General features: G+C 62.2%; 14 protein-coding genes. 9 read left to right on the forward strand and 5 right to left on the reverse strand.

Going from position 1 to position 16424, the window contains the following annotated elements:
• Positions 1–13 precede the first annotated feature (13 nt).
• Positions 14–1780 carry a TonB-dependent receptor domain-containing protein gene (locus ACP7AP_RS14565; RefSeq protein WP_426034990.1) on the reverse strand — a complete coding sequence of 589 codons (1767 nt, stop codon included), beginning with the start codon at positions 1778–1780 and terminating at the stop codon, positions 14–16.
• 131 nt (positions 1781–1911) lie between these two features.
• A complete protein-coding gene (locus ACP7AP_RS14570; RefSeq protein ID WP_426035080.1) occupies positions 1912–2178 on the reverse strand; it encodes a helix-turn-helix domain-containing protein in 267 nt (88 codons plus the stop codon).
• Between the two features lie 32 nt (positions 2179–2210).
• Here ACP7AP_RS14570 and exbB point away from each other — a divergent pair, with 32 nt between their 5' ends.
• The 7 genes from exbB (at position 2211) to ACP7AP_RS14605 (ending at position 9867) form a co-directional block, all read left to right on the forward strand.
• Entirely contained in the window at positions 2211–2942 is a 732-nt protein-coding gene (exbB, locus tag ACP7AP_RS14575) for a tonB-system energizer ExbB (protein ID WP_426034992.1), read from the forward strand.
• Positions 2943–2945: 3 nt separating this feature from the next.
• On the forward strand, positions 2946–3389 hold the full coding sequence (gene exbD / locus ACP7AP_RS14580; RefSeq protein ID WP_426034994.1) for a TonB system transport protein ExbD: 444 nt from the start codon (positions 2946–2948) through the stop codon (positions 3387–3389).
• Positions 3386–3604, forward strand: a complete 219-nt coding sequence (locus tag ACP7AP_RS14585; RefSeq protein ID WP_426034996.1) for a hypothetical protein — start codon at positions 3386–3388, stop codon at positions 3602–3604. The genes exbD and ACP7AP_RS14585 overlap by 4 nt, the downstream gene beginning before the upstream one ends.
• 361 nt (positions 3605–3965) lie before the next feature.
• Positions 3966–4430 (forward strand): carboxymuconolactone decarboxylase family protein, encoded by a 465-nt coding sequence (locus ACP7AP_RS14590; protein ID WP_426034998.1) that lies wholly within the window; start codon positions 3966–3968, stop codon positions 4428–4430.
• Entirely contained in the window at positions 4420–5325 is a 906-nt protein-coding gene (locus tag ACP7AP_RS14595) for a sigma-70 family RNA polymerase sigma factor (RefSeq protein WP_426035000.1), read from the forward strand. The genes ACP7AP_RS14590 and ACP7AP_RS14595 overlap by 11 nt, the downstream gene beginning before the upstream one ends.
• A 192-nt stretch (positions 5326–5517) precedes the next feature.
• The gene (locus tag ACP7AP_RS14600; protein ID WP_426035002.1) at positions 5518–6753 is read left to right on the forward strand and encodes an efflux RND transporter periplasmic adaptor subunit; all 1236 of its coding nucleotides are present in this window, start codon (positions 5518–5520) and stop codon (positions 6751–6753) included.
• A gap of 3 nt (positions 6754–6756) precedes the next feature.
• A complete protein-coding gene (locus tag ACP7AP_RS14605) occupies positions 6757–9867 on the forward strand; it encodes an efflux RND transporter permease subunit (protein WP_426035004.1) in 3111 nt (1036 codons plus the stop codon).
• 211 nt (positions 9868–10078) lie between these two features.
• Here ACP7AP_RS14605 and gfa read toward each other — a convergent pair whose 3' ends face one another.
• Together gfa and ACP7AP_RS14615 are read right to left on the reverse strand one after the other, a co-directional pair.
• Entirely contained in the window at positions 10079–10651 is a 573-nt protein-coding gene (gene gfa / locus ACP7AP_RS14610) for an S-(hydroxymethyl)glutathione synthase (RefSeq protein WP_426035006.1), read from the reverse strand.
• Between the two features lie 89 nt (positions 10652–10740).
• The gene (locus tag ACP7AP_RS14615; protein ID WP_426035008.1) at positions 10741–11976 is read right to left on the reverse strand and encodes a cation:proton antiporter; all 1236 of its coding nucleotides are present in this window, start codon (positions 11974–11976) and stop codon (positions 10741–10743) included.
• A gap of 177 nt (positions 11977–12153) precedes the next feature.
• Between ACP7AP_RS14615 and ACP7AP_RS14620 the strand changes: the two genes are divergently transcribed.
• A complete protein-coding gene (locus ACP7AP_RS14620; protein ID WP_426035010.1) occupies positions 12154–13365 on the forward strand; it encodes a winged helix-turn-helix domain-containing protein in 1212 nt (403 codons plus the stop codon).
• A gap of 327 nt (positions 13366–13692) precedes the next feature.
• Positions 13693–14448, forward strand: a complete 756-nt coding sequence (locus ACP7AP_RS14625) for an isocitrate lyase/PEP mutase family protein (RefSeq protein WP_426035012.1) — start codon at positions 13693–13695, stop codon at positions 14446–14448.
• A 241-nt stretch (positions 14449–14689) separates the two neighbouring features.
• Here the strand turns inward: ACP7AP_RS14625 and ACP7AP_RS14630 are convergent, their stop codons facing one another.
• Positions 14690–16315, reverse strand: coding sequence for a DUF4139 domain-containing protein (locus ACP7AP_RS14630; protein ID WP_426035014.1), 1626 nt, complete (start codon positions 16313–16315; stop codon positions 14690–14692).
• Between the last annotated feature and the right edge of the window lie 109 nt (positions 16316–16424).

Genomic DNA, 16424 nt, shown 5'->3' on the forward strand with positions numbered 1-16424 from the left:
ACCCGGCGCAATCTCACCCCCGGCCTTCCAATTCGATCCCGCGCGAACGCACCGCGCCCAGTTGGAAATAGCTATAGCCCGACCCATTCCACTGCGATTGCGAGATGTTATTCCGGTTGATCTTGAACGCCGAGAAGGTCAGCAGGGTCTTCTCATTCGGCGCCCATTTCACGCCAAACTCAACCTGATCCCCCGTTTCCGGGCTGATAGAGTTGCCGTTCACATCGTTGACGATCTGCGGATTGAAATAGCTGCCAGCGGTCAGATAGGGCGTCACCCCATGCGGCATCACCTTGGCAATCCCGGCGCGCCAGCTGAACTCGGTGTCATTGCGCGACAAACCTGCCGCCTCCGTGGCATGGTTCACGCCCGTCGAGGTATCAATATAATCCATCCGCCCGTTCACCGTGGCAATCCAGCCATCGCCCCAACGCATCTGGTCTTGCAGATAAAGCCCCGCCTGTTTCCGGGTCAGCGTCTGATCAATACAGGGCGTGGTCGCAGGTTGTGCCGCGCCATAAACCGGATCGGTCACCGACAGCCCCGTCGCAGCGCCGGGCCAAGCAACCGAACCCTGCACCTGATCCATGGTAAAATATTTCAGATCCAGCCCGAACAGCACCCGATGCTCTGCGCCCCCGGTTTGCCAACTGGTTTCGGCATGGGTGTCGGTCAGAAAGCTTAGGCTTTCGGTGTGGTGCTGAAAGAAAATCCGCGACAGGGTGTTGTCGGCATCGGTCGGCGTGGGTGAAAACCCCGCATAGCCATAGGCGTAGACCGAACTTTCCGCCACATCCGCCCAAGACAGCCGGGTGGTGTTGGAAAGCGTCCAACCGCCCATATCCTTTTGCCAGATCGCCGTCGCCAGCTCCTGATCGCGGATATACGAATCCTCGCCCGGCTCGCCCGTGTTGAACTCGCGGTCGATCTTGCCGAACGGCGCATCTACCACCGAACCGACGTAAGGCAGCCAAGCGCCGCCCACATGATCTTCGTTCATCTTGGTGTAATTGAACAACAAGGTCAGATCGGACCCATCTTGCAGGGTCGAAGTCGTGCCCAAACCCACAATGCCGTGGAAGCCATTGTTGAACGCGCCATGGCCCGCGACATTCTCCAGCTTGCCGGTGAAGCGCAAAGCGGTGCCGCCCGCCGTCAGCGCGTTCTGGTCATAAGATGCCCAAGCCCGGCCGAAGTTATCAACGCCCAGTTCAACCGCACGGCTGTTTTCGCCCGTGGGCCGCTTGGTGGCATAGTTCAGCAAGCCGCCGGGGTTTGAGCCGCCATACAAAACCGAGGACGGGCCTTTCAGCACCTCAATCCGCTCGATCAGCAGCGGATCGACGAAGAACCCGCCGAAGCCATAGGAAAAATGCTGCAAGCCGTCCTGATACACGCCCGTCGCGGTGGCGGCAAAGCTGCGGATGAATTGCCAGTTGGTGTCGCTGTCATAGCCGTAAGGCTGGCCCACCACTCCCGCCACATAGGCCAAAGCGCCGTCGAGTTTGGCGGCATTGGTCGCGGCCAAAGTCTCGGCACTCACCACCGAAACCGACTGCGGCACTTCGCTGATCGGGGTCGCGCTCTTGGTCCCGGTCAGCGTCGCCGGATTGGCGGAATTTACCGGGCCAGTTGCCGTGCCTTCGCGTTGGCCCGTCACCACAATCGGCTCCAGATCAGTCGTAGTTTGCGCCATGGCCAGCTGCGGCAAGATGCAGGCGATCAGGGCGGTTTGGCCCAGCAGCAAAGCCAGACGGGAGCGTGAGCGAAGCGTAGTCATCAACATTTCCTAGGGTGATCGGGATCAGAGCGCGGGGCGCGCGAATTCCTGACTAAATAAGTAGAAATACCGCCATCGTCTTGCAGCATCCTGCTTTGAATTGCACAAACCCCGCTTCAAACCCGCTTCAATCATCCCGCATGACCCCGCCGCCACGCTGCCGGAGTCGTCCCCGTCACGCCGCGAAACGCCCGCGTCATATGCGCCTGATCAGCAAACCCCGTCGCCACCGCAATCTCGACCAAAGCCGCATCGCAGCTACCCAGCATCGCCTTGGCCGCCGTAATGCGCAGACCTTGCTGCCAGCCATGCGGCGTCTCACCAGTGCTGTGCTTGAACGCCCGCGCGAACCAGCTTTCCGACGGACCGATCTGCGCCGCCAATTCCGCCACCGACACCCTCGGCAACCGCGAAGCTGTCCCCCAATGCAGTGCCGACTCAACCCGAAACGGCCCAAACCGCAATCCCGCACGCGCAAACCGACTACTCGGCTTGGGGCATGTATCAAGCCGCGCATTGGGTGGTGAAGCTGGTGATGGTGTCGCTGACCTTCGCGTCTTTCGTCACTTGGACCGTGCTGGTGTTCAAGCTGATCGAACTGGCCGTCGCCCGTGGCCGCGCCCGCCGTTCGGTCCGCACGATCCACAACGCACCCTCGCTGGAAGCCGCCTCGGCGCAACTGTTCACCCAAACCGACCCCGCCGCCTTCATGGCGCAAGCGGCACTGATCGAATACCGCCGCTCTGATCCCGCCATCGCCGCCGCTGGCCCCGATGGAGTGAAGGAGCGCACCCGTTCGGTGCTGGACCGGATCGAGGTGCAGGCGGGGGCGCGCATCCGCAAAGGCACCGGACTTTTGGCCACCATCGGTGCCACCGCCCCCTTCGTCGGGCTGTTCGGCACGGTCTGGGGCATCATGAACGCCTTCATCGGCATCGCCGAAACCAAGACCACCAACCTCGCTGTCGTCGCCCCCGGCATTGCCGAAGCACTTTTGGCCACCGCCATCGGTCTGGTCGCGGCCATCCCCGCCGTGGTGATCTACAACCACTTCAGCCGTGAGATTGCCGCCTATCGTCAAAGCCTTGGCGATGCGGCGGCGGGGGTGGAGCGCCTGCTCAGCCGCGATCTCGATTTCCGCCACATCGCACCGGGGGCCTAAAGCATGGCGATGTCCACGCGTGGCGGCGGCGATGATCTGGAAGAAAATCACGAGATCAATGTCACGCCCTTTATTGACGTGATGCTGGTGCTGTTGATCATCTTCATGGTGGCAGCACCACTATCGACCGTCGATGTCCCGGTCGATCTGCCCGGCTCTAACGCCATGCCCGCCGACCGCGCGCCAAAGCCGATCTATCTCACCGTGCAAAAAGACCTGACCCTGTCGCTGGCCTCCGAACCCATTGACCGCGACAGCCTTGGCGCAAAGCTGGACAGTCTGACCAAAGCCGACCGCAACCAGCGCATCTATCTGCGCGCGGACGAGGCCGTGCCCTATGGCAAGCTGATGGCGGTGATGAACCTGCTCCGCGCGGCGGGCTATTTGCGTGTGGCTTTGGTCGGCATTGAAGGCGCAGCACCAGACCCCAATCCCGCTGAACCATGACCACCCAGCCCGGCCCCTCTGTCGATTGGCTGACCGCGCGCGGCGGGCATCACCCTGTGGCCTATGCCGCGAAATGGGCGGCGGCAGCTACTTCCGTAGCAGGCACAATGGCGGCGCTGGTGCTGCTGGTGCTGTGGCTTGACCAAGGCCCCGGCCGCGCAAATGCCCGCAACAATGCCGCGCGGGCAGCTTCCCCCCCGCCCCCAAAGGCCTGACCGACGCGCAATACGCCTTCACGCTGGCCGTCAGTTTCAAGAACTAGCCCCGCCGCAGCTTTCTGCCATTTCCAAATTAATCTGACGCCGATGTCACAACTGGGCACCCTGCCGCGTCATATCCTTGTATGATCAAAACAAGGGAAAGATCATGAAGATCGTGGCTATTGGCGGCACCGGGCTGATCGGCTTCAACACTGCAATAGACCTCAAAGCGCTGCCGCCGCGCGCCCGATTTCGGCGCCGTGTTGGATGACACTGCACCGATCCCCATGCCCACATCGCCCCGACCACCTTTGACAGCTACCGCGCACGCGCCTTGCTTTCAAAAACCTGATACAACCCACAAATGGAGCCTGACATGACCCCCCGCATGACCGACTATTTCAAACCGACCCACCCCGGCGTCAAGGCGATGTTCGCGCTGGAAGCTGCGATCAAAGCCAGCGGTTTGGAGGCCAAACTGCTGCATCTGGTGAAAATGCGTGCTTCGCAGATCAACCACTGCGCCTTCTGCCTGCATCTGCACGCGACCGAAGCCATGAGGGATGGCGAAGACCCGATGCGGCTGCATTTGCTGCCCGCGTGGCGCGAGGTTCCGCTCTATTCCGCCCGCGAACGGGCGGCGCTGGCTTGGACGGAAAGCCTGACCAATCTTGCCCAAACCGGGGCACCGGATGAAGATTACGCCGTCATCGAAGCCGCATTTTCTGCGGAAGAACGCCTGAACCTGAGCCTCGCTATCGGCGCGATCAATGTGTGGAATCGCCTCCAAACCGGTTTTCGCGCCAGCCCGGCGCTTGGCGCGCACAGCGATGCAGCCTGAGGCCACCAGCCTCTTTGAGACGCAGCGGCCCCGGCTGCTGCGCCTCGCTTACCGGATGCTGGGATCGCGCGCCGAGGCGGAAGACATTGTGCAAGATGCCTATCTGCGCTGGCACAAACGCGACCCGTCGCAGATCGACAGCCCCGCCGCTTACCTCACCCGCATCGTCACCCGGCTGTGCCTTGATACGATCAAATCCGCCCGCCACCGCCGTGAGGCTTATGTCGGCAGTTGGCTGCCAGAGCCGCTGACCGAGCCCGAAGACGACAGCCTGCGCGCCGACAATCTGACGCTGACCCTGATGCTGGCGCTGGAACGGCTGTCGCCGTTGGAACGTGCCGCTTTCCTTTTGTGCGATGTGTTTGAAACTCCCATCGCCGAGATCGCCCGCACCCTCAACCGCGACCCAGATGCGGTGCGGCAACTCGCCTCGCGCGCCCGCCGCCATGTACAATCCGAGCGCCCGCGCTACCGCGTTGCCCAAGAGGAAGGCGAAAAAATCACCCATGCTTTCTTCCAAGCCACCCGCAACGGCGATATCGCCGCGCTACAAACTCTTTTAGCGCAAGGTGTGACAATGCATTCGGATGGCGGCAGCAAAGTCTCGACTTTCCCGAAAGTCATCATCGGGCTGGCCAAGTTGCTCCGGCTGTTTGCCAGCCTGACCCGCAAGTATGGCCCATCCGAGCAGATGATCCGACTGATGTGGAACGACGGCTTGCCCGGCTATGTCAGCACCTACAACGGTGTGCTGCAAACCACCACGTTTGCGATCGACAATGGCCAGATCACCGCAATTTACCGCATCCGCAACCCCGACAAACTGGCGCGCCTGCCCGAGTCAGATTGGGCGCTGTCGGACTGGTCCAGTACGGATACGATACGTCCACACTAAGGCGCAGCTTTGCGCAAGGCCCGATTCATTTTGAAGCAGTCGCGACGGAAACCTTTCCGGGCGGCGTAAAAGAATTATCTTGCACGCAACCTTGTCACTGCTTGCGCTCCTCTCATTTTGCTTTGCCCAAGCCTCGCCCCCAATCAGTCTCGCCCAGTGTTGCCTTCAGAATAATCAAAAAACGGACCCTCTATGTCGCATCCCTCGCCCGCCCAAAGCCCGCGCATCGCTTTTCGGCGGTTTAGCCTTATCTCTTTGATCGCTCTGCTTTTGCTGACAACCGAGGTCACTGCGCAAACCCCACCGCGTGGCGCGCCACAGGGGCCGACCAGTGTCGGCACCGTCACCGTGCAAACCGTGGAAGTGCCCTATATCCGCACGTTGCCGGGCCGCGCTGTCGCCTTCGAGACCGGCGAGATCAGGGCGCGCGTCAGCGGCGTGGTGGAAGAAATCCTCTACGCCGCAGGTGACACGCTGAGCCCCGGCGATCCGATGTTCAAGATAGAGGATATCACCTATGTCGCGGCCTTCGCCTCGGCCAAAGCCGCCGTTGCAGGCGCAGAAGTGCAGGTCAAAACCACCCGCGCCACGGTGGATCGCTACAAGACACTACAAGGCAACGCAGTCAGCCAAGCCGATCTGCAAACGGCGCAAGCTGCCGCCGCCTCGGCAGAGGCCGGTTTTGCCGCTGCCAAGGCTACACTGGATGTCGCCCAAATTGATCTGGATCGCACCATCGTGCGCAGCCCGATCACCGGCATCGCGGGCATATCAAACGTCTCGATCGGCGCATTGGTCACCGCGAACCAAACCGATGCTTTGGCGACCGTCACACGGCTGGACCCAATCTATATTGATGTCAGCGATTCCAGCGCAGGCATGCTGCGCATCCGCGCACAGATCGACGATGGCAGCCTGAAACTTGGCACCAAGGTTGGTGTCGCGCTGGTGCTGGAGGATGGCCAGACCTATGACGGCGAAGGCACCGTGGTGGTGCTGGGCAACGTGGTCTCCGCCACCACCGGCACCTTCGATCTGAGGGTGCAGTTTGATAACCCCAAGCGGCTGATTTTGCCCGGCCAATTCCTGCGGGTGAAGCTGACGCTTGGCACCACCAGCGCCAAACTGGTGCCACAGCGCGCCACGGGCCGTACCTCGGATGGCACACTGACGGTGTTTGTGGCGAAAGATGGCGTGGCGAAAAAGGTGGCGCTGACCAGTTCCGGCAGCCAAGACAACGCCTGGATCATCACTGGCGGCATCGAGGACGGTGATCTGGTGATTGTTGATGGCCTGACCAACCTGCGCGACGGTGCAGCGATCAAACCGGTGCCTGTCTCGATTGATGCCGATGGCGTGGTGCATGACGCCAGCCCCGAAACAGCCGCCGATGCAAGCAAACCTGCCGCCACCACCGGGAATAACTAAGACATGGCGCGTTTTTTCATCCACCGCCCGGTCTTCGCCTGGGTTCTGGCGATTGTTGTGATGCTGGCCGGGGCCTATTCGCTGCTGCAACTGCCCGTCTCACAATACCCCGACATCGCTCCCACCACGATCCGCGTCTCGGCCAGCTATCCGGGGGCTACCGCAGAGGCGGTGCAAACCTCGGTCACCGAGAACATCGAAGACGGTCTGACCGGGCTGGAGGGGCTGCTGTACACCGTTGGATCATCCTCCACAGGCCGTTCTACCCTGACGCTGACCTTTGACGATTCTGTCGATCCCGATGATGCGCAAACCAATGTGCAGGCCAAGGTCGACCAAATCACCCGCCGCCTGCCCGATGCGGTGCAGGATTCCGGTGTCAGCGTCAGCCGCTCGTCGTCGTCGATCCTGCTGGTGGGCTCACTTGTCTCAAAAGATGGCCGCTACAGCACGGTGCAACTGGGCGATATCATGTCCTCGACCGTCGAAGGGGCCGTGCTGCGCACCGATGGCGTCGGCAGCATCAACTCGTTCGGTTCCGGCTATGCGATGCGGATCTGGCTCGATCCGCTGAAACTGGCTGAATTTATGATGACCCCCGCCGATGTGGTCAACGCCGTGCAGGCGCAGAATACCACGGTCTCCATCGGCTCGCTCGGCGCGCAACCTGTGACGCGCGGCCAGCAATTCACCGCCACCATCACCGCGCAAAGCCAGCTGACCACGGTGGAGCAGTTTGAGCAAATCCGCCTGACCACCACCGCCGAAGGCAACACCGTGCGCTTGGGCGATGTGGCAACGGTCGAGATCGGCAAAGAAACCTACGGCGGCGACTCCCGCTTTAACGGTGCCAATGCCTCGGGCTTCGGGGTGAACCTCGCCAGCGGGGCCAATGCGGTGGATACCGCTGCCGCCGTGCGCGCCACCCTGACCAGCCTGCAAGCCGCGCTGCCCGAAGGCGTCGAAGTGGAATACGCCTATGACACCTCTCCCTTCGTGGAATTGTCCATCGAAAAGGTCGAACACACCCTGCTGGAAGCCATCGGTTTGGTGTTCCTTGTGATCCTCGTCTTCCTGCAAAACTGGCGCGCCACGCTGATCCCGATCATCGCAGTGCCCATCGTGCTGCTCGGCACCTTCGCCGTCTTGGGCATCCTCGGCTATTCGATCAACACCCTGACGATGTTCGCCATGGTGCTCGCCATTGGCCTCTTGGTCGATGACGCCATCGCGGTGGTGGAAAACGTTGAACGCGTGATCGCCGAAGAACACCTGCCACCCGTTGAGGCCACCGAGAAAAGCATGACCCAGATCACCGGCGCCTTGATCGGCATCGCGCTGGTGCTGTCGGCGGTGTTCCTGCCGATGGCGTTCTCGTCAGGCTCCACCGGCGTGATCTACCGACAGTTTTCCGTCACCATCATCTCGGCGATGCTGCTCTCCGCCGCCGTCGCTTTGATCCTGACCCCCGCAATGTGCGCCACCATCCTGAAGCCGCACAAACCGAATGAGGCAGGCTGGTTCAGCACCCCGGCGCGCTGGTTCAACACCGGCTTTGGTGCTGCCACACGCGGCTATGCCAACCTGCTGGCCCGTATCCTGAAATGGCCCTTCGCCATGATCCTGGTGCTGGCTATCGTCAGCGGCGGCGTTGGCGTGATCTACAGCCGGATCAACGGCTCTTTCCTGCCCTCAGAAGATCAGGGTGTTCTGATGACGCGGATTTCACTGTCGCAGGGTTCCACCACCGCCGCGACGCTGGATGTGGTGCGACAGGTCGAGGAATATCTGAACACCGAAGAAAAAGCGGCGGTTGAATCCACCTTCGTCGCCATGGGCTTCGGCTTCAGCGGCACCGGGCAAAATCAGGCCATGGTGTTTGTGAAACTGCGCAGCTTTGACGCACGCAGCAGCGCCGATCTGTCGGCCTCTGCCGTCGCCGCCCGCGCCAGTGCCAAGTTCAAATCGCTGCGCGCAGGCACCGTGCAGTTCAACCAGCCGCCCGCCATTCAGGGCCTTGGCAACTCAGCGGGTTTCTCGATGTATCTGGTCGATCAATCGGGTGCGGGCAACGACGCCCTGTTCGCCGCCGCCGCCGAGCTGATCAAACAAGCGCAAGCCAGCGGTCGTGTCACCAACCTGCGCAACGGCGCATCCGAGGATGAAGCGGCGCTGAAGCTGGTGATTGATCAGGAAAAAGCCGCCGCCTTGGGCGTGTCTTTGACCGAGGTGAACGCGATGCTCTCAACCGTGTTTGCGGGCGACGAGGTCAATGATTTCCAGCTTGGCACCGCCTTGCGCCCGGTGATCGTGCAGGGGGCCGCGAGCGCACGGATGCAGCCCGAGGATGTGCTGGCATGGTTCGCCCGCAACAACGCAGGCGAGATGGTGCCGTTCTCGGCGTTCTCGAAAACCGAATGGGCACCAGTCGCCCCCAGCCTTTCGCGGATCGACGCGCTGCCTGCGGTGCAGATCAATGGCGCGCAGGCCGATGGCACCTCGTCGGGTGAAGCGATGGATACGATGGAGGAATTGGCCTCGGCCATGCCCGGCGGCTACGGCGTGGCGTGGACTGATCTGTCTTATCAAGAACGCCAATCCGGCAACCAGGCGCCCTATCTTTACGCGCTGTCAGCGCTGGTGGTGTTCCTGTGTCTGGCGGCCTTGTATGAAAGCTGGGCGATCCCGTTTTCAGTGATGCTGGCGGTTCCGGTGGGCATCTTGGGCGCATTGCTGGCGGCTTGGTTGTTTGGGCAGTCGAATGACGTGTATTTCAAGGTAGGTTTGCTGACGACCATCGGCCTTGCCGCGAAGAACGCCATCCTGATCATCGAATTCGCGCGCGAGTTGGAAACCCATGGCCGCACCCCCATACAAGCAGCCCTTGAGGCCGCCCGCACGCGCCTGAGGCCGATCCTGATGACCTCGCTGGCGTTTATCCTTGGCGTGCTGCCCTTGGCGATTGCCACCGGGGCAGGTGCTGGCGCGCAAAACGCCATCGGCATCGGCGTGCTGGGCGGGATGCTGTCGGCCACCGTGCTGGGCATCTTCATGGTGCCGTCATTCTATGTCGTGGTGCGCAGGCTGACGATGAAGCGGGCGAAGGCAGTCTGACTGTGAACCGAAAGAAAACGCTCCAGTGGAGCGTTTTCCGGTTCATTGCGCGTAAGGCGGAACGCCGTCGAGCAAGGGGTGTGGTGCAGCAAACCGTCGCTTCGTAATCTGGCCGCGCCTGACTGGGCTGGCGCGGGAACGCGCCTGCCGAGGGCAGGCAGGCGCGGCCAGATTTGTCTGCGGCCAAATCTGGCAAGAACAACCGTTGTGCCTACTTCAGCACCCCATTCGCCTTCGCGGTAAACGTCGCGATATAGTCCATCAACCCCGGCGACAGCGCATCCGATGGCGGCAAGCCCAATTCATTCAGCCGCGCCCGGATGCCGTCCATCTTCGCGGGGTCCGTGCCGCCCTCAATCACCGAAGACACAAAGGCCGCAAACGTCGGCGCGGCAAAACCCTCGGTCGCCGACAACTCGGTATGGATGAACGACAGCCCGGTGAACGGATGATTGGCCCGCGTCACTGGCCCGTGCATATGCACGCCGCAACCCTTGCAGGCATGACGCTGGATCAGCGCCGCGCCATCCACCACCGCCAGTTTACCCGCGTTCTTGGTGACCTTCACGTTGTCGGATGTCACCACCGACACCATCGAAAACGCCGCCCCCGCAGGCTTCCAGCATTTGGTGCAGCCGCAGACATGATTGTGCAGACAATCCGAGCCGATCTCGACCACCACCGGATCGCTCTTGCAATGACAAGTCAATGTGCCGCCCGCGAAACCCGCTTTGCCAGGCTTCACACCGCCATCAACCGATGGATGAATGGAAACAGATGCCATGAAATTTCTCCCTGAACCGACCCTCCTCCCGGGCCTCAAGGCAAAGCCTAGACCTGCGGACAGAGTCGGACAAGCGGCGTTCCCGCCGCTTAAAGCGGTTCAGATGTCGGTTTCCCGGCATAGCGATCCGCCAGATGGAACAGCAGCGGATTGACCAGAATAGACAACAGCGCCGCCGCCACCACCAGATCGCGTGCGCCAACCGGCACGATCTTCAGGCTCACCCCCATCCCGATCAGGATGAACGAAAACTCTCCAACCTGCGCCAGCGATGCCGCCAGCACAAACCCGGCCGAGCGATCATGGCCAAACCAGCGCATCAAAACGTAAGCCGCCACCGACTTGATCCCCAGCACGATCACCACCGTGCCCGCCAGCGCCAAAGGCTGCGTCCAGATCACCGACGGGTTGAACAACATCCCCACCGACACGAAGAACAGCACCGCAAACGCATCCCGCAGCGGCAGCGTGTCCTTCATCGCTTGCGTCGAAAGGGTGGACGATGCCATCACCATGCCGGCGAAAAACGCCCCCAGCGCAAAACTTACGCCAAAGAACACCGCCGAGCCGTAAGCCACGCCCAAGGCAATCGCCAGCACCGCCAGCCGGAACAACTCGCGCTGCCCGGTGTGCATCGAGTAGTGCAAAACCATCGGGATCACCCGCGCACCCACAATCAGCATCAGCCCGATAAAGCCTGCAACCTTTGCCCCGGTCAGCAGCAGTGTCGCCCCAAGCGGCCCAAAGCCCCAACTGGCCACCGCCGCCGCTTCACCCTCAACCGGCACCGTAACACCGCCCATCACTCCGGCGAGCGGCGGGATCAACACCAGCACCACCACCATCACCAGATCTTCAACGATCAGCCAGCCCACCGCCAGCTTGCCGGTCTCATCCTTCAAAATCCCTCGGCTTTGCAGCGCCCGCAGCAGCACCACGGTCGAGGCCACCGACAGCGACAGCCCAAAGATCACCCCGGCCCCAATGCCCCAGCCCAAAGCCCACGCCAAACCCACGCCCGCAGCCGTCGCCACCGCGATCTGCCCCAAAGCCCCCGGCACCGCCGCCGCCTTCACCGCCAACAAATCCTTCAGCGAGAAATGCAGCCCAACCCCGAACATCAGCAAGATCACCCCGATCTCGGCCAATTCATTCGCCAAATCCTGATTGGCGACAAACCCCGGCGTGAACGGCCCGATGATCACCCCCGCCATCAGATAACCCGCAATCAACGGCAACCTGAACCGATGCGCCACAAGGCCCAACACAAAGGCCATCGACAGACCTATGGCAATAATCGCGATCAGTGGCGTGTCATGCGTCATCCAAAACTCCTTGGGGATATGACCTAAACTGGGGCCTGCAAGCCCCGCGATCAACCTGTTAAATCGACCGATTTGGTCACAATTTCCCCGCCAATATGTCACTATGTTACCACATGCCGCGCAGCGCGCAAAAAACGTCGCTGTTGACCTCTCCGCTTGGCCTGCTACCCCTAGCGCATGTTTCCCCTGCTAACCAATCCCGCCGCCCGCCGTCTGTTCCTGCACCGCCACGCTTTGGCCGAGGCTCCCACGGGGCCAGCCACCGGCCAAGCCCTCGCCGACCTGATCCACCGCATCGGTTTCGTGCAGGTCGACAGCATCAACACCGTGGCGCGCGCGCATCACATGATCCTGTTCTCGCGCCGCCAATCCTACAAACCCGCCGCGCTCAAATCCCTGCTGGAAACCGACCGCGCGCTGTTTGAACACTGGACGCATGACGCCTCTATCCTGCCGGTGCATCTGCACAACCACTGGCACCACCGCTTTGCCCGCGACACCGAACGCCTGCACAGCAACTGGAAGTCATGGTTCCGCGATGGCTATGAGGCGCAGTTCGACACCATCCTGCGCCGCATCGAATCCGATGGCCCCGTCACCACCTCTGATGTCGGCCAAGACGAGGTGCGCGGCAAAGGCGGTTGGTGGGATTGGCACCCCTCAAAAACCGCCCTCGAATGGCTATGGCGCACCGGGCAACTTTCCATCGCAGGTCGCAACGGTTTCCAGAAAATCTACGACCTGACCGAACGGGTGATCCCCCACGCCCACCGCACCACTCCCGATCTGGAAACCACAACCCACTGGGCCTGCACCTCAGCCCTCGACAATCTCGGCTTCGCCAATGCCTCTGAGTTGCGCGCCTACTGGCACGCCCTCAAACCCGATGAGGTCAAGGCGTGGACCAGAACCGCCCTCGCAAGCGGCGAGATCATCGAGATCGAGATCGAAGGTGCCACAGGCCAACGCCAACGCAGCTACGCCCGCCCCGATGTGCTAACCCATGCCGAAAGCGCGCCCGAACCCACCAGCCGCCTGCGTATCCTCTCGCCGTTCGACCCCGCCCTGCGCGACCGCAACCGCGCCGAATTCCTGTTTGGCTTTCACTACCGCATCGAAGTATTCGTCCCCGAGGCCAAACGCCAATACGGCTATTACGTCTTTCCCGTGCTGGAAGGTGATCGCCTGATCGGCCGGATAGATTGCAAAGCCTTCCGCGACGAGCGCACCCTGCGCGTCAAAGCCTTCTGGCCCGAAGCCGGGTTGAAATTGGGCGCGGGCCGCATTTCAAAACTCGAATCCGAACTCTCCCGCTGGGCCGCCTTCACCGATTGCGACCGGGTCGAATTTCAGGATGGTTGGAGCCGAGATACTTTATGCAAACCGTAAAGTTACGCACCACACAGGGCAGCGCCCTCCCTCGGGACGGCGCGCAAAGGCTTGTTCTAGGCGCTTTATGCCTCAACCGCTCCCACCGATTTTCTGCTGGCAACCGTGGCAACGCGCCCTCCCGGGGGGAGGGAGGGCGCGGCCCGGCGGCGCTAAAGCGCCTTGATTCCGGGCAAGGACAAAATCCCATCCGTAGTCCATATGCTCCACCCAATAACCATTTCCAAAGTAGCGGCCAACGTGGATCACCCCGCGTCAGCTTGCTTGCCCCCCATGCCACCCACTATCCTGCCCCCAACCACACCCCCACCCAGCCGGAGCCAGCCCATGTCCCAAGCCGATAAAGCCCGCCGCTTCAAAGCCTTGCACATCCCCGGCAATCCGCTGGTGCTGTATAACATCTGGGATGCAGGCAGCGCCAAAACCGTCGCCAGCGCAGGCGCGCAAGCACTCGCCACCGGAAGCTGGTCGGTTGCCGCAGCACAAGGCTATGGCGATGGCCAAGCCATCCCGCTTGATTTCGCCCTCCAGATCATCGCCCGCATCACCGAAAGCACCGAACTGCCCGTCAGCGTCGATTTTGAAGGCGGTTATGCCACCGACCCCACCGAACTTGCGACCAATGTCACCCGCGTCATCGCTGCCGGGGCCATCGGTATCAACTTTGAAGACCAGATCGTTGGCGGCCAAGGCCTCCACCCGATCGCCGACCAAGTGCAGCGCATCAAAGCCATCCGCCAAGCCGCCGAGCAATCCAGCATCCCCCTGTTTATCAACGCCCGCACCGATCTGTTCCTGAAAACCCAAACCAACCAGGCCGCCCTTGTCGCCGAAGCCCTCGCCCGCCAAACCGCCTATGCGCAGGCCGGGGCCGACGGCTTCTTCATCCCCGGCCTTGGCGACGAGGCGCTGATCACTGAGATCTGCCAAGCCTCCAGCCTCCCCGTCAACGTGATGATGCTCGGTAGCCTGACCTCACTCCCCATCGCCGCCCGCTTAGGGGCCGCCCGCGCCAGCTTCGGCCCCGGCCCCTACCGCGTGGCCCAAGACGATCTGAAGGCGCGGGCGGCAAACCTGTTCTGATCCCTGCCCAACCAAAGCGCGCACCAACCCCGCCTCCAGCCGAAGCCCCCGCCAAGCGATTGCTCTTTGCCAAATACTCCTGCCGGAGGCTCCCCGCGCGCAAGCAGCGCCACGCTGCAAAGCTGTCGGGGTTATGTGACCTGCACACGTTTCCCTGCCCGCCAAACATGAACAAGGGGTTAATGCCGAACATCAACCCTTTGTTTTCCTTCGCTAAAAAATCGGTCTGCGCGTGGACCGCTTACTGCAACTCTTTGCCCTCCGGCCAACTGATCACATGTTCCAACTGCACCGCCTTTTTCTCGCCCGCCGCCAGTTCAAACTCCCAAGCCAACACCCCGCGCTGGCCGTCCACATCTACCTCGCTCGGCGCCGGATCGGCGGTATAGCTGATCTCCAATTCCTCCTGCTCCGAATAGGGCACGAGGTCCACCAACCGCACCGGCCAGCTTTCATCGGTCAAGTTCTCCACCTGCAACACCGCCTTCTCCTCCACTTGCGTCGAGCCGGACAAAATCCCGCGATCCCCCTCGGCCCGCAGCGGCATTTCCCGAGTCAGACGCAAGCCTTCAATCGCCCCGAAGGCAATCTCGGCCTTATTTCCCGGTGCCACCACCCCCATCGAGGTCGCCCCCACCAGCACGCCTTCGCGCAGCAGGAACGCCTGACCCGGCAGCAAAATCTCACCGCTGTCATTGACAAACTTCGCCATCACAAAGGCGGTCTGATCATATCGCGGCACCGCCCAAGCCTGAATGGTCGGGGTCAATTTGATCTCATCCAAAGCCAGCCGCAGATTCTCCACCCCGCCCGCCACATCGACCTTGGCGGGGTAGTGATAAACCACCACATCGCCTTGGATCATCGGCGCGGCCACCACCGAGGGTTCCATGACAGGCTCAGTAACCCCACCCGCTCCAACCTCCCAACCCGAACTCGCATCCGCCGCCGCTTTCGCCATCTCAACCGGGTCCACCACCCGCCGCAACTCTGGCCAAACCTTTGACGGCTCTGCCTGCGCCGAAGGCTGGGCGGTGGACAGGGTCAGATCGACCCCCGCCCAATCCTCGCCCGAGGCTTGGCTGACCAGCACCCCCCGCGCGAGGATCAGGCTGGGGTCTTTCCGGGTCAGCATCATGTCATAGACCGGCTGCCAACTCGCCTCCGAGACATAATGCGTCACCACCAGATGCGCCTTCCCCGCCACACCCGCCGTCACCGCCACCGACAACCCGGTATAGTCCACCGCCCCCTGCGACAGCGCTTGTTGGCTGGCCTGCGCATCGGCCAGAACCTTCTGCGCATCCGCGACCGCCTTCTGCGCGGCGGGCAAGCCAACAGCCGCCGCCAAAGCCGCCTGCCGCGCCGACAACACCTCTGCCCCGATCATCGCCGTCAAAGCCTTGACGCCCTCCACCGTCACCGCCTCGCCTTCCGGCTTCACCCGGCGCAGGAAATCGGCTTGCGCGTCCGCCGCTTCAACCGACGCGCTGATTGCATCCACGCCACCTTGGGCCGCGCGCACCCCGGCTTCCGCCGCCGCGACCGCCGCTTTCGCTGTCACCACATCGGGGTCGGTGGACGCATCCCGTGGCGGCAACCGATCCGTGCGCAGCGAAAACGCGCCCAACACCACGCCCTCGGCTTGCAACCGGATCAACGCGGCCTGCGTGTCGGCGGGCAGGTCGGTGATCAACACGTCACTCGCCCCCGCAGGCGCTGCAAACTCCACCTCGCGCGTCACCTGCGCGCCCTGCGGATAGACCGTGACCGCCGTGATATGGCTGCCCACAACGATCTGATCCGCCCAGGCAGGCGCCGCCGCCACACTCCCCAAAGCCCAAGTCAGAAAAACAAAATGACGCATGAAAACCTCCTGCTGTTGCGACAGGTTAGGGCCAGCACAGCCAATCCGGCAAGCCCCCACAGCCCACCGATTGCCCCCCTTGTCGGCCATTCCCTGCCCTGCCATGCTG

It is taken from the genome of Cypionkella sp. TWP1-2-1b2 (assembly GCF_049896245.1).
Classification (GTDB): Bacteria; Pseudomonadota; Alphaproteobacteria; order Rhodobacterales; family Rhodobacteraceae; genus Cypionkella.

Coding starts and splice junctions, on each gene's coding strand:
- ACP7AP_RS14565 (WP_426034990.1), bottom strand. CDS start 1,780: ATGACTACGCTTCGCTCACGCTCCCGTCTGGCTTTGCTGCTGGGCCAA.
- exbD (WP_426034994.1), top strand. CDS start 2,946: ATGGCGATGTCCACGCGTGGCGGCGGCGATGATCTGGAAGAAAATCAC.
- ACP7AP_RS14585 (WP_426034996.1), top strand. CDS start 3,386: ATGACCACCCAGCCCGGCCCCTCTGTCGATTGGCTGACCGCGCGCGGC.
- ACP7AP_RS14590 (WP_426034998.1), top strand. CDS start 3,966: ATGACCCCCCGCATGACCGACTATTTCAAACCGACCCACCCCGGCGTC.
- ACP7AP_RS14595 (WP_426035000.1), top strand. CDS start 4,420: ATGCAGCCTGAGGCCACCAGCCTCTTTGAGACGCAGCGGCCCCGGCTG.
- ACP7AP_RS14600 (WP_426035002.1), top strand. CDS start 5,518: ATGTCGCATCCCTCGCCCGCCCAAAGCCCGCGCATCGCTTTTCGGCGG.
- ACP7AP_RS14605 (WP_426035004.1), top strand. CDS start 6,757: ATGGCGCGTTTTTTCATCCACCGCCCGGTCTTCGCCTGGGTTCTGGCG.
- gfa (WP_426035006.1), bottom strand. CDS start 10,651: ATGGCATCTGTTTCCATTCATCCATCGGTTGATGGCGGTGTGAAGCCT.
- ACP7AP_RS14615 (WP_426035008.1), bottom strand. CDS start 11,976: ATGACGCATGACACGCCACTGATCGCGATTATTGCCATAGGTCTGTCG.
- ACP7AP_RS14620 (WP_426035010.1), top strand. CDS start 12,154: ATGTTTCCCCTGCTAACCAATCCCGCCGCCCGCCGTCTGTTCCTGCAC.
- ACP7AP_RS14625 (WP_426035012.1), top strand. CDS start 13,693: ATGTCCCAAGCCGATAAAGCCCGCCGCTTCAAAGCCTTGCACATCCCC.
- ACP7AP_RS14630 (WP_426035014.1), bottom strand. CDS start 16,315: ATGCGTCATTTTGTTTTTCTGACTTGGGCTTTGGGGAGTGTGGCGGCG.